Annotated in this window: 11 protein-coding genes; 2 read left to right on the top strand and 9 right to left on the bottom strand. The window is 59.7% G+C overall.

Going from position 1 to position 12,883, the window contains the following annotated elements:
- Positions 1 to 60: 60 nt before the first annotated feature.
- The 3 genes from J5J09_RS08785 to J5J09_RS08795 form a co-directional block, all read right to left on the bottom strand.
- The gene (locus J5J09_RS08785; RefSeq protein WP_208553396.1) at positions 61 to 1,359 is read right to left on the bottom strand and encodes a DNA polymerase IV; all 1,299 of its coding nucleotides are present in this window, start codon (positions 1,357 to 1,359) and stop codon (positions 61 to 63) included.
- Positions 1,360 to 1,443: 84 nt separating this feature from the next.
- Complete coding sequence (locus tag J5J09_RS08790) at positions 1,444 to 2,094, bottom strand: hypothetical protein (RefSeq protein WP_208549270.1); 651 nt, start codon at positions 2,092 to 2,094, stop codon at positions 1,444 to 1,446.
- The gene (locus J5J09_RS08795; protein ID WP_208549271.1) at positions 2,094 to 2,387 is read right to left on the bottom strand and encodes a DUF3572 domain-containing protein; all 294 of its coding nucleotides are present in this window, start codon (positions 2,385 to 2,387) and stop codon (positions 2,094 to 2,096) included. The genes J5J09_RS08790 and J5J09_RS08795 overlap by 1 nt, the downstream gene beginning before the upstream one ends.
- Positions 2,388 to 2,525: 138 nt before the next feature.
- Here J5J09_RS08795 and J5J09_RS08800 point away from each other — a divergent pair, with 138 nt between their 5' ends.
- Entirely contained in the window at positions 2,526 to 2,897 is a 372-nt protein-coding gene (locus tag J5J09_RS08800) for a response regulator (protein WP_208549272.1), read from the top strand.
- Positions 2,898 to 2,915: 18 nt separating this feature from the next.
- Positions 2,916 to 4,292: a PleD family two-component system response regulator gene (locus J5J09_RS08805; RefSeq protein ID WP_208549273.1), complete on the top strand. Its 1,377-nt coding sequence runs from the start codon at positions 2,916 to 2,918 to the stop codon at positions 4,290 to 4,292.
- Positions 4,293 to 5,058: 766 nt separating this feature from the next.
- Here J5J09_RS08805 and rpmG read toward each other — a convergent pair.
- The 6 genes from rpmG to topA form a co-directional block, all read right to left on the bottom strand.
- Positions 5,059 to 5,226 carry a 50S ribosomal protein L33 gene (gene rpmG, locus J5J09_RS08810; RefSeq protein ID WP_023512792.1) on the bottom strand — a complete coding sequence of 56 codons (168 nt, stop codon included), beginning with the start codon at positions 5,224 to 5,226 and terminating at the stop codon, positions 5,059 to 5,061.
- Positions 5,227 to 5,319: 93 nt separating this feature from the next.
- Positions 5,320 to 6,501 carry an MFS transporter gene (locus J5J09_RS08815; protein WP_208549274.1) on the bottom strand — a complete coding sequence of 394 codons (1,182 nt, stop codon included), beginning with the start codon at positions 6,499 to 6,501 and terminating at the stop codon, positions 5,320 to 5,322.
- Positions 6,502 to 6,512: 11 nt separating this feature from the next.
- Positions 6,513 to 7,133 carry an NUDIX hydrolase gene (locus tag J5J09_RS08820; protein WP_246745941.1) on the bottom strand — a complete coding sequence of 207 codons (621 nt, stop codon included), beginning with the start codon at positions 7,131 to 7,133 and terminating at the stop codon, positions 6,513 to 6,515.
- 34 nt (positions 7,134 to 7,167) lie between these two features.
- The gene (locus tag J5J09_RS08825; protein WP_208549276.1) at positions 7,168 to 7,626 is read right to left on the bottom strand and encodes a DUF983 domain-containing protein; all 459 of its coding nucleotides are present in this window, start codon (positions 7,624 to 7,626) and stop codon (positions 7,168 to 7,170) included.
- A gap of 11 nt (positions 7,627 to 7,637) precedes the next feature.
- Positions 7,638 to 10,007 (bottom strand): ribonuclease R, encoded by a 2,370-nt coding sequence (gene rnr, locus J5J09_RS08830; protein ID WP_246745811.1) that lies wholly within the window; start codon positions 10,005 to 10,007, stop codon positions 7,638 to 7,640.
- Between the two features lie 2 nt (positions 10,008 to 10,009).
- A complete protein-coding gene (topA, locus tag J5J09_RS08835; RefSeq protein ID WP_208549277.1) occupies positions 10,010 to 12,652 on the bottom strand; it encodes a type I DNA topoisomerase in 2,643 nt (880 codons plus the stop codon).
- Positions 12,653 to 12,883 lie beyond the last annotated feature (231 nt).

Genomic DNA, 12,883 nt, shown 5'->3' on the forward strand with positions numbered 1-12,883 from the left:
TAAAATAAATGCACAAGTTTAAGGAAAGCTTGAAGTGCCACAGGGATCACATAGTCGTGTTCAAGCCGATCCGGGACGCGGCTTTGCGGGGAAGGTATAACCCGTCTGAACGGTACCCTTGCCGAATTTTTCCCTAAGCTTGTCCATGGCGGCCTCCGCTGCCGCGCGTCGACCTGCTTGCGGGTCGACCAGGTCGGGCGGGTCAGCTTTCCGCGCGTCCGTCAGATCCGTGACACCGATGCCGATCAGGCGAAACTTGGTTCCGTCGAGCTCCCGCTCAAGCAGCGAAAGGCCGGTGCGGAATATCCGGTCCGCAAGTTGGGTCGGGTCCTCCAGCCGGCGATTGCGGGTTCGTGACTTGAAATCGCTTGTCTTGAGTTTCAGGACCACCGTATGTCCCGCCACCTCGCTCCGTTTCATCCGCCAGGCGACTTTCTCGGAGAGGCTCCGCAGATGCGCTACCAATTCGTCGCGGCTTGAGATGTCGTCAAAAAACGTCGTCTCGGAGGAAACGCTCTTCGCCGGTTCGTTTGGATGGACCTCCCGCTCGTCGATCCCCCGAGCAAGGCGAAACAGCCGTTGCCCGATCGAGCCGTAGCGTCGCATAAGGTCGCTCTCTTCCATCGTTTGCAACTGTCCTATGGTCCGGATCCCATCTCTCTCCAGCGTCGAGGCAAAGGCCTTGCCCACGCCCCAGATCGTCGTGACCGGCCGGTCGGCGAGGAAGGAAACGGCTTCGGCGCGGCCGATGACGGAAAAGCCGCGAGGCTTGCGCAGGTCCGAGGCGACCTTCGCAAGAAACTTGCAGTAAGATAGTCCGACGGAAATCGTGATTCCGATTTCCGTTTCGACGCGGCGAGCGAAACGGGCGAGCACGCGCGCGGGCGTTTCGTGATGCAGCAGCTCGGTACCTTTTAGCTCCAGAAAGGCTTCGTCGATCGACAATGGCTGCACGAGCGGAGTAAGTTCCAGCATCAGCTGCCGCACCTCGCGCCCGACCCTCACATACTTCTCCATATCGGGGCGGATTACGATGGCCTCCGGACACGCTTCGAGAGCCTTGAACATCGGCATCGCCGAGCGAACGCCGTGAATGCGGGCAATGTAACAGGCCGTCGACACCACGCCTCGCTTGCCGCCGCCGATGATGACGGGTTTATCCGCGAGCTCAGGATTGTCGCGCTTTTCCACGGACGCATAGAACGCGTCGCAATCGATATGGGCGAGTGTGAGTTCATGAAGCTCCGGATGATGCACAAGCCGGGGACTACCACAGGCCACACATCGCCGCCGCTCGGCCGGCTGCGGCGTCAGACAGTCGCGGCAAAAGCCCGAAGGCGGGTGGTCGTTGGCGGTCATGGCGGAACAAAAGTTGAACGCCGCCACCTTAAGCGCTAGCCTCGGCTGAGACAAGCGGGAGATTCTCCCCGTCGCCAAACGTTGTCAGCAGGAGGTGGCTGCCAGGTGCATGCGAATGATCTTCTCGGCATCCCGCCAGTCGGCCGCACGTGTGGCGATCGCAGGCGTTGCGGGAGCAAAGACGTGGATGTCGGACACCGGCTGAAGGTGAACCAGCATACAGTCCTCGACATGCGAGCCGACGGAGGACAGATTGTGGACCATGTCGTCGACGAACGCGATCGGCAAGTCGGGGTTTCGGCGCAGCAGCCGGACCAGCGGTCCTTTCGCTTCCTCCGTGGCGATGAGCGGCTGATTGAACCCATGACGGTCGAGCAGCCGGCGTCGCTGGTCGAAATGCCTGTAGGGCATGGCCGTCAGAAAAACGACCTCGGCATGGGCCGAAAGCCCCGAAAGCGTCTCAAGCGCAAGGTCGGCCGGCGTTTGCCAGTTTGCCTGCTGGGCGAAGAACGCCTCGATCAGTTGCCGAACCGCACTCTCTTCGAGCGCCTCTCCATCGGCTTCCCGGACGATGTTTCCCGTCAGCCGAAAGGACCGGGCCACCAGCCGATAGTCACGGGACTGAAGGAAGCTCCGGAACGGATGAAGGAACTGCAACACGACGTCGTCCACATCGCAAACCACCAGTGGTCTGTCGCTCAGCTGGAGTGCGCGGATCGCCTCTTCTCCGGTCATCAGAATTCCCCGGAATCCAGCCCCGGACCGGACAGCGCGCGCCATGCGGCGCCGACGTCCTCAGGCTTCGTGCCTGTGGCGTCGGAAAAGGCAATCAAGGTTGGTTCATGGCCCATGACGAAATCGAGCAGTCCCGCCAGAAAACCCGGATCGGCGATGGCTTCCCGAAGTTGGTCGGCGCGCAGTCCGGAAAGTGCCAGGAAACGCGACAGCATGTCCGGCTCGTTGGCAAGCCACCCGAGAACATCGGCCGCCACGGCGAGAGGATCGACTTGGGATTGCTTTTCACGCATTTTGATTTTCCATGACCGCGGGCAGGTTACCTTTTTCTCAACCAAATCGTTGTAGCATCAGGCTTCGGGAAATGCCTTGAACTTTTGGCCGTTCGCCGAGGTTTGACGAGTTTCCATGTGCATGACAAGGCCGGATGAATGTCCAAAAAAGTGATGATTGTCGAAGATAACGAGCTGAACATGAAGCTCTTCCGCGATCTGATCGAGGCCTCCGGCTATGAGACGATCCAGACACGGAACGGCATGGAGGCACTGGATCTCGCACGCCGCTTTCGCCCCGATCTCATCCTAATGGATATCCAGCTGCCTGAGGTTTCCGGACTCGAAGTCACGAAATGGCTGAAGGAGGATCCGGAACTGCACGTCATTCCCGTCATTGCGGTCACGGCGTTCGCCATGAAGGGCGACGAGGAGCGAATCCGCCAGGGTGGCTGCGAGGCCTACGTATCAAAGCCGATTTCGGTTCCGAAGTTTCTCGAGACGATCAAGACCTATCTTGGCGATGCGTAGGGGAAGGGAAGGGCAGTAGTGACAGCGAGGATTCTGGTCGTCGATGACGTCCCCGCCAACGTCAAGCTTCTCGAGGCGCGCTTGCTGGCGGAGTACTTCGATGTCCTGACTGCGGATAATGGTCCGGAGGCGCTGGCCTTGTGCGAGAAGGTCCAGGTCGACGTCGTCCTTCTCGACATCATGATGCCGGCGATGGATGGGTTCGAGGTCTGCGAGCGGCTGAAGGCCAATCCTCGCACAGCACATATTCCCGTCGTCATGGTCACGGCGCTCGACCAGCCTTCCGACCGTGTGCGTGGGCTGAAAGCCGGCGCCGATGATTTTTTGACCAAGCCCGTCAACGACCTTCAGCTGGTGTCGCGGGTCAAGAGCCTCGTCCGGTTGAAAACGCTCCATGATGAACTGCGCATACGTGCCGAAACGGCGCGCGACATAATGATGGAAGACATGCTGCGGGGCAGCGACGGCCGTCTCGATGAGCCGGCCCAGGTCCTTCTCGTCGATGGACGCGGCAGTTCGCAGGAGCGTATTGTCAAGGCGTTGAAACCCATCGCCGACGTGTCTTGCATGTCGGATCCGCAAGCTGCCATGTTCGAAGCGTCGGAAAACGAGTTTGACCTGGTCATCGTCAACACGAACTTCGATGACTACGATCCGCTGCGGCTATGCTCGCAGCTCCGTTCGCTCGAGCGGACCCGCTTCATTCCGGTTCTTCTGGTGGTGGAGCAGGATTCGGACACGATGATCGTGAGGGCTCTTGATCTCGGTGTCAACGATTACATCCATAAGCCATTGGATCCGAACGAACTGGTCGCCCGCTCGCTGACGCAGATCAGGCGGAAGCGCTACAATGACAGGCTGCGCAACAGCGTTCAGCAGACAATAGAGCTTGCTGTCACCGACGCGTTGACCGGGCTTCACAACAGACGTTATCTCGACAGCCATCTGAAGACGCTTTTCAACCGGGCACTGGTGCGGGGGCGCCCGCTGACCATTTGCATCACCGATATCGACCGTTTCAAGCAGGTCAATGACACCTATGGGCACGATGCCGGCGACGAGGTGCTCAGAGAATTTGCCGGAAGAATACGGTCCACGGTACGAGGCGCCGATCTTGCTTGCCGCTATGGCGGCGAGGAGTTCGTACTCGTCATGCCGGACACGCCGCCGGAAACGGCCGCTCTGGTCGCCGAGAGACTGCGGTCGATCGTTGAGAACAAGGCATTCGCGCTCGCAGGTCTGCCGTCCGGACTGCAGGTGACCGCATCGCTCGGCGTTGCCACGACGGGACCGGGTATCGAGACGCCAGAGCAACTCCTGAAACAGGCCGATCTTGCTCTCTATCAGGCAAAGAACGGCGGCCGAAACCGTGTCGTCGCCGCTGTCGCCGCGTAGCGTGATGGACACATCGCCCGAAGAAGGCGACGTAAAAATTGGCCACAACAAATTGAGGGATTGCCAGGGCGGCTTGGCTGGATGACAATGCGCCCATTGAAATGCGTCGAGGCTGGGCGTCACGTTCACAACCTCGTTTTCAAGATAAGTATAATTTGGCTGTACTTAAATCAATTGGGCATTCAGGCGTTTCCCCGGGATTGTTTCGTGGGTTGCGTTCGGATCGGCTTTAATTGAGTGGGCCGTTTTACGCCCTAAAATCCTCTTCCTAGATCGTCTAGACTTGATCGCTTTTTATGAGAGAGCGAGAGATACTGCTCTTTCAGCGTTTCATCTCAGACTGTACATTAAATTTATAGAAAGAAGACAGAAGAAGAGTTGGACTTCGATCTGTATAAACCTTGTATTCGGTGCCGTTTCGGGACGCAATTTTAACCATATTTGAGGACGAGCGCGGTATTGGGTTAAGAATTAGTTGATTTTTCTTCCGATTTGCGCAAGTTTGAGATGCGACTTGAAAAAGTCGGGCAAAAATTTGCAGATACCCCATGATGCTCAGGTCCGCCGCATCTCCTGGGTCGTGGGGTCGGTCGGTTGGCGTGCAATATACGCGGTTCCTCGTGCCGCTTTGCATGCCGACCGACCCCCAAACAAAAAAGCACCACGGTTGGCTTTGCCCCGTGGTGCTTTTTTTGTCTCAGCCTGTCCCGATAAAAAAAAGCGCCGCAAATGCGACGCTCTTTTTCAATAGAGGAGAAAGAATACCTTACTTGATCTTCGTTTCCTTGAACTCGACGTGCTTCTTGACGACCGGATCGTACTTGGTCTTGGTCATCTTGTCGGTCATCGTGCGGCTGTTCTTCGTGGTCACGTAGAAGAAACCGGTGTCGGCCGTCGACAGCAGCTTGATCTTGATGGTGGTAGCCTTGGCCATGGTCGTCCTGCCTTCAATAAAAAACGAAGCCGTGGCGGGCGGAAGCGCTCCACGGCAAATTCTGGCGCGAAACTACAAATCGCGCCCGAAAAGTCAAGCCTGTTTGGGTCTAAAAAGCAGTCTGCCCAGCGAAAGCGCGACATAGAGGGCAAAGAAGCCCGCGATTGCATAGGCGAAACCGTGATTGCCGGAGATGTCAATCGCCACGCCGATCGCTTGTGGACCGGCTACGGTTCCCACCGCATAGCAGAAAACGAAGGCGGCATTGGCTGCCGCGAGATCGGACCCTGTGAGTCGCGATCCGAGGTGGCTCAAGCCGACCGTATAAAGACCCGAGACACTTCCGCCCCAGAACAGGAGCACGATCGCCATCAAAACCCAGTTGTGCGACAGCCACGGCAGGGCAAGCGAACCGCACAGTCCGATCACCGCCATGATCGATAGCAAGAGCCGCCGATCCTTCAATCCATCTGACAGCATCCCCACTGGGATCTGGAAGACCATGTTTCCGACCCCCATGACGGTGAGCAGCAGCGCAGCCTGGGATTCGCTGAAGCCGGTTCTTGTCGCATAGATCGGGAAGAGCGAGAGGCCTCCAGCCTCCACGGCGCCAAAAACGAAGACTGCTGCCGTCGCTGTCGGCACCAGGAAGATATACCGGAAGAAATGGCTCTGCGGCTTCTCGTTCAACTGCGGGCTCTCGCCGCGCGCGATGTAGATCGGCACGGCTGCAAGGAGGATCGCTATCGCTCCAACGGCAAACGGCAGGATGCCGTCGCTGCCGAGGAGAGAGAAGAGCAGGGGGCCGCATGCAAAACCAAGTGAGAGCACGGTGGCATAGATGCCGAGCACAAAGCCGCGTCGCGAGGGAGGAGCCGCGACGTTGATCCAGAATTCCGACAGGATGAAAAGTGTCGTCGTTGCGCCATGGAACACGAGGCGCAGCGGAAACCACATCCAGAAAGCATCGGCGAAATAGAAACCCAGGCCGCTGATCGCCGACAGAAATACCGCCCACAGCATGGTGCGCGCCACGCCAAGCTCGTGTGCGAGCCTGGTTGTGATCGGCGCCGCAACCATGGCTGCGACACCGGCCATCGCGGTGTTGAGGCCGATCAGCGTCGAGGGGATGCCACGTTTTTCCAGTATGATGCTGAGCAAGGGAAGGCCGAGGCCTATCGCAATGCCAACCGCCGTGATGGCCGAGATAGCAGCAACCAGCGAAGGCCAGTGAATGTCCTCGCGATGGCCGTTCTCGGATATGCCTTTAGACATGCGCGCAGACCTCAGATGGTGCCACGGACGAAGCGGCCATGCCGCTCGTAGTAAAACGGACCGCCGAGACCAAAAGGTAAAGAGGGTTCAGCATGCATGAGTGTTGCCACGTCTTCCAGAATGGTTCGTGTAATCGAGGCCATGTTCAGTCCTGAAATCGCGTCCATGTCAACCCAGCGGAGATCGCTGAGTTCCTCGCTGTCCCGCAGACTTGTCAGGTCGAGCGCGGTTTCATCGGCGAAGGTGCAGAAAAAGCGGGTATCGAAGCGTCGGACATTCCCTGGCGGCGTGATGGCTCGAGCGACATAACGAAGCGTCGAAAGATCGGCCTTGCCGTTGTTCGCATCGCCGATCCAGAGCCCGGTTTCCTCGTGCAATTCCCTGACAGCGGCAAGTGCCAGCGCCCTGGCACGCGATATGGAAAGTCCCTCGTTGCAGAGCCGTTCGATCACCAGGGGATGGGCGTCACTGGCAAACGGATGTCGGAAGTCGCACCGATCGCGTCGTCCGCCGGGAAATACATAGAAATCGGGCATGAAGACGTTCGCTGCCGACCGCTTCCCCACCAACACTCGCAGGCGTCCGCCAGCGCGGTCGAACACCATCACAGTGGCCGCGTCGCGAGGTCGCAATCCAACCGTCACGTCCGTGCCCCCGAACAGCGCATTATGCGTCGCGGGGGGGCGGATCAATCGCTTCCGGAGTGTCGTCATGACCGCCGAAGCCATGCATCCGCAGCGCCCATTGCAAGCCTACGACGCCGCCCTTGATCGGCTGGATGCACAGCAGGGAGGTGATGACCGCGATGGGAGCCCATATGGCCAGGTGCACCCAGTCTGAGGCTGGGAAGACGAGATCGGTCATCATGTAGCCGCCGAGCAGCACATGGCCAAGTACCACGATGACGAGATAAGGCGGCAGGTCGTCGGCGCGCTGGTGGTGCATTTCCTCCCCGCAAACCGAGCAGGTATCAACCGGTTTCAGGAAGGCGCGAAAGAGACGGCCGCTGCCACAGGCTGGACACGTGTTCAGCATCCCGCGCCGGATCGAACGGCCGAGCGGCCGTTCTGCCTGTTCGTCCCCGCCGAACCGCAGTGCTGTGGTATCTTGGCCCGTCGTGCTCATCGTTTGTTTCCTCAACGGCGTCCGCGGGGCGGCCGTGTTCCGGGCTGCTTGCCGCGTCGTTTTGTTTTGTGGAAGGACCGTACAGCCGTCGGCATCGGACGTCCTTCGCTCAGCATTTCGAAGCGCAACGCGCCGGCGAGCGGGATCGCTTCCGCCAACCGAACCTCAATGCTGTCGCCAAGACGATATCCGAGACCGGTCTTCTCGCCTGAGAGAGCCTGATGCGCTTCGTCGTAGATATAGTAGTCGCGTCCCAGTGTGGAAACCGGAATGAAGCCGTCCGCGCCGAACTGCGGCAATGTGACAAAGAGGCCGGACTTGGTGACGCCGGAAATCTGCCCCTGAAACTCGTCGCCGATGCGGCCAGCGAGATGATGCGCGATCAGCCGGTTGATCGTGTCACGCTCGGCGGCCATCGCACGGCGTTCGAAGGTCGAGATCTCGGCCGCGATGTCATCAAGCGTGGCTTCCTCGTCCGGCGTGATCCCGCCTTCGCCAAGCCCCAGCGAGCCGACCAGGGCCCGGTGTACGATAAGGTCCGCATACCGGCGGATCGGGGAGGTGAAGTGGGCGTACTTCATCAGGTTCAAGCCGAAGTGCCCAATGTTTTCGGGGCTGTAGACGGCTTGGCTCTGGCTGCGCAGTACCATCTCGTTGACCATGGTCTGGTGCGGCGTGTCGAGCGCTCTGGCGAGGATGCCGTTGAAGGAATTGGACCTCAGATTGCCCTTTGCAAGCGAGAGTCCGATTGTACCGAGGAACTCTCTCAGCGCTTCTTGCTTTGAAAGGCTTGGCGCGTCATGAACACGGTAGACGAGCGGCTGGCGCTTTTTCTCCAGCGTCTCGGCGGCCGAGACGTTGGCCTGGATCATCATCTCTTCGATCAGCTTGTGGGCGTCGAGACGTTCCGGAATGTGGACCCGATCGACCGTCCCGTCTTCCTTTAGTATCAACTTGCGCTCCGGCATGTCGAGCTCGAGCGGTTGGCGGCGGTCCCGTCCGGCCTTCAGGATACGATAGGCTCCCCAGAGCGGCTTCAAGATCGGTTCCAGCAGTGGCCCGGTCTTGTCGTCAGGTTTGCCGTCGATCGCAGCCTGTGCCTGCTGGTAGGAGAGCTTTGCCGCGCTTTTCATCATCACGCGATGGAACGTGTGGCTGGCCTTGCGACCTTCCTTGGAGAAGACCATGCGCACCGCGAGCGCCGGTCGATCCTCGCCTTCCCGCAATGAGCAGAGATTGTTGGAGATCCGCTCAGGCAACATCGGTACGACCCTGTCTGGGAAGTATACGGAATTGCCTCGCTTCACCGCCTCGCGGTCAAGTGGCGACTTGGGCCGCACGTACCAGGAAACGTCGGCGATCGCGACGGTAACGATTACGCCGCCCGGATTGTCGGGGGAGGGATCCGGCTCGGCATAGACCGCGTCATCATGATCCTTGGCGTCGGCCGGATCGATGGTGATCAGCGGAACCTGACGCCAGTCCTCGCGATGCGACATCGTCGCGGGCTTGGCGGCCTCGGCCTCGGCGAGCACCGTGTCCGGAAAGACATGCGGTATGCCATGCGCATGGATGGCGATCATTGAGATCGCCTTTTCCGAAGCTACGGACCCTACGACATTCAGCACGCGGGCCCGCTTCAGTCCGAGACGCGTTGCCGACCGCATGGTTTCCACCTCGACCAGATCGCCATCTTTTGCGCCGTTGAGGTCGACGGCGTCGATCGTCATTTCGTCGTCACGGCGGTCGATCGGCAGGATGCGTCCCGTGTCGCCGCTAACCCGCGCCTTGTAGACGCCGAGAACAGAGAGCCTTGTCTTGTCGATGACCTTGATGATCCGGGCGGTGTAGGCGGGGCCGGCGCGCTCCTTGGACGGAAAGATCTTCGCGAGAACACGGTCTCCCAGCCCGCCGACAGGCGCCTTACCCTTGGCGCGGTCGGCGCTTGATTGGCGGATCGAAACGGCGGGTGCGACGCCGAGTTCCTCGTTCCACTCCGCCGGCCGGCCGATGAGGTCGCCATCCTTGTCGCGGGTCGTGATGTCGAGAACGGTGACCGGCGGCAACGCACCCGGCCGTGTCAGTGATTTCCTGTTCTTCTCGACGAGCCCGTCTTCTTCCAGCGCCCGCAGCATGTCCTTCAATTCGACACGCGCCTCGCCCTTCAGGCCGAAAGCCTTGGCAATTTCCCGCTTTGAGGCGCGGTCCGGATTGTCCGAGATATAAGCAAGCAGCACCTCCTTCGGAGGAAGCTGTCCGTGCTTGATCGTGCTCTCGTTCTTGTTCGAAGCACCACCTTCCGCGGCAACCTTGGCTGCGCGCCGCTCCCGTCTGTTCCGTGGAGCGGTCGTCATGTCGGTGTCGCGCGGTGTCTTGCTCAATGTCAGCTCTTCTTCGTCTTCGCCGCCGGCTTCTTCTTCGCTGGCGCTTTCTTGGTTTTCGCCTCTCCGTCGGCTTTCGCGGCCTTGGCTGGCTTCTTGGCCCTTGTCTTCTTGTCGCCGTCTTTACCTGCACGTTCTGCGATCAGGGCAAGCGCCTCTTCAACGGTTACAGACTGCGGATCCTTGCCCTTCGGCAGTGTGGCGTTGACCTTGCCCCAGTTGACGTAGGGACCATAGCGGCCATCGCGAACCGTGATCGCTCCGCCCTGCGGGTGATCGCCGAGCTCCTTCAGGGCTGCCGCCGCCGTCCGCCCCCGACCCGCGCCACCCTTGCTCTGCTTTTCGGCGAGCACGGTAACGGCACGGTTCAGGCCGATCGAAAACACATCCTCGATGCTCTCCAGGTTGGCATAGGTTCCATCATGCAGCACGAATGGCCCGTAGCGCCCGAGGCCGGCCGAGATCATCTTGCCGCTTTCCGGATGCTGGCCCACGTCGCGGGGAAGATTGAGCAGCGCCAGCGCCTTCTCGAGATCAATGTCTTCGGGTTTCCAACCTTTGGGCAGGGAAGAACGCTTTGCATCCTTGCCGTCGCCGCGCTGGACATAGGGGCCGAAACGGCCGCTTCTCAGCGTGACGTCCTCAGCCGTCATCGGGTCCTTGCCCAGAGCTCTGGGTTCGTTGCCAAGTGCGGCTTCCGCTTCCGCGCCACCTTCGTTGGAAAGTTGACGCGTGTAATTGCATTCCGGGTAATTCGAACAGCCGACGAAGGCACCGTATTTACCGAGCTTCAGCGAGAGCTGACCGGTGCCACAGACCTGGCAGATCCGCGGATCGGAACCATCTTCGCGCTTGGGGAAGACCAGCGGGGCAAGAACCTCGTTCAGCGAGTCCAGTACGTTGGTGACACGGAGCTCCTTGGTGTCTTCTATCTGAGAGAAGAAGTCAGCCCAGAACTCGCGCAGCACCTGCTTCCAGTCCAGTTCCCCTGCCGATATTTTGTCGAGCTTTTCTTCCAGATCCGCGGTGAAGTCGTACTCCACGTACTTGGTAAAGAAGCTCTCGAGGAATGCGGTAACCAGCCGCCCCTTGGAATGGGGAATCAGCTTGCGTTTTTCGGTAATGACGTATTCGCGGTCGCTGAGCGTCTTCAACGTTGCGGCATAGGTCGATGGACGGCCGATGCCAAGCTCTTCCATCTTCTTGATCAGTGAGGCTTCCGAATATCGCGGCGGCGGCTCGGTGAAGTGCTGCGACGCGTTGATCTTCTGCTTCGCGAGCGTCTCGCGCGCATTGATCTCGGGCAGGCGACCATCCTCGTCGCCGTCGTCGCTTTGCTCGCCGTCTTCCTTCTGATCGGTATAGGCCGCGATGAAGCCGTCGAAACGGATCACCGATCCAACCGCGCGAAGGCCGGCTTTCTCGCCTTTGCTCTCGGCGAGGATTTCGACCGTCGTGCGCTCGATCTCGGCAGACGCCATCTGGCTGGCGATACCGCGCTTCCAGATCAGGTCATAGAGGCGAAGCTGGTCGGCATCGAGAAAGCGCTTTACCTTGTCTGGTGTGCGGTTGAAGTCGGTCGGGCGGATCGCTTCGTGCGCTTCCTGTGCGTTCTTTGCCTTCGTCGAGTAGAAGCGCGGCTTCTCCGGCAGGTAGCGAGCACCAAACTGATCGCCGATGGCTGCACGCGCCGCATCGATTGCCTCAGGCGCCATTTGGACGCCGTCGGTACGCATATAAGTAATGAGACCGACCGTCTCGCCGCCGATGTCTATGCCCTCGTAAAGTTTCTGGGCCACCTGCATTGTGCGGGACGCGGAAAAGCCGAGTCTCGATGAGGCAGCTTGCTGGAGGGTCGACGTTGTGAAGGGCGGCCCCGGATTGCGTTTGACGGGCTTGGCCTCGACGGAGTCGACTGCATAGGCAGCCCCGTCTAGCAAGCTCTTCAATCTGTTGGCAGCTTCTCCGTCCGAAATCGAGTTCCGCTGCAGCCGCTTGCCGTCAGCTGATACCAGGCGCGCCTCGAATTCGTCGCCGCGTGGGGTCTTCAGGAGAGCGGAAATGTTCCAGTATTCCTCGCTGACGAAGCGCTCGATCTCCGCCTCGCGGTCGCACACGAGACGCAGCGCCACGGATTGCACGCGGCCGGCCGAACGGGCGCCGGGCAGCTTGCGCCAGAGGACTGGCGACAGGTTGAAGCCAACCAGATAGTCAAGCGCACGGCGCGCCAGATAGGCATCGACCAGCGGAACGTCGATGTCACGCGGATGCGCCATGGCGTCCAGCACGGCCTTTTTCGTGATGGCGTTGAACACCACGCGCTTCACCGGCTTATCGCCGAGAACGCGCTTCTTTTTCAGCAGATCGAGCACATGCCATGAGATAGCCTCGCCCTCGCGATCCGGGTCGGTCGCGAGAAACAGGCCATCGGAGGACTTCACCGCGTCGGCGATGTCCTTCATGCGCTTGGCGGATGCGCTGTCTACTTCCCAGGTCATCTCGAAGTCCTGGTCGGGCAAAACCGATCCGTCCTTCGCCGGCAAGTCACGCACATGGCCGAACGAGGCGAGCACCTTGTATCCCGATCCGAGATACTTGTTGATCGTCTTTGCTTTGGCGGGGGATTCGACGACGACTACGTTCATTTTTCTTCTCTGGACTGGCATTGCGCACAAGTTTCGGGCGGCATGTGCAGGAAGCGGCTCTCCGACATGGACAGGGATTCGACTGCGGTCAAGAGGCTCGCATCGAAATTCTGCGAATGCACCTCAATGCAACCTATAAGAGATTTGCAATTTTATGCAATTAATCGTATATGGTTTGGGTCTGCTCGGCTGCATGGTCCGATGCTGCGGTTTCGCGAATTCGCTGTCAGG

Source organism: Ciceribacter sp. L1K22 (genome assembly GCF_017599385.1).
GTDB lineage: Bacteria > Pseudomonadota > Alphaproteobacteria > Rhizobiales > Rhizobiaceae > Allorhizobium.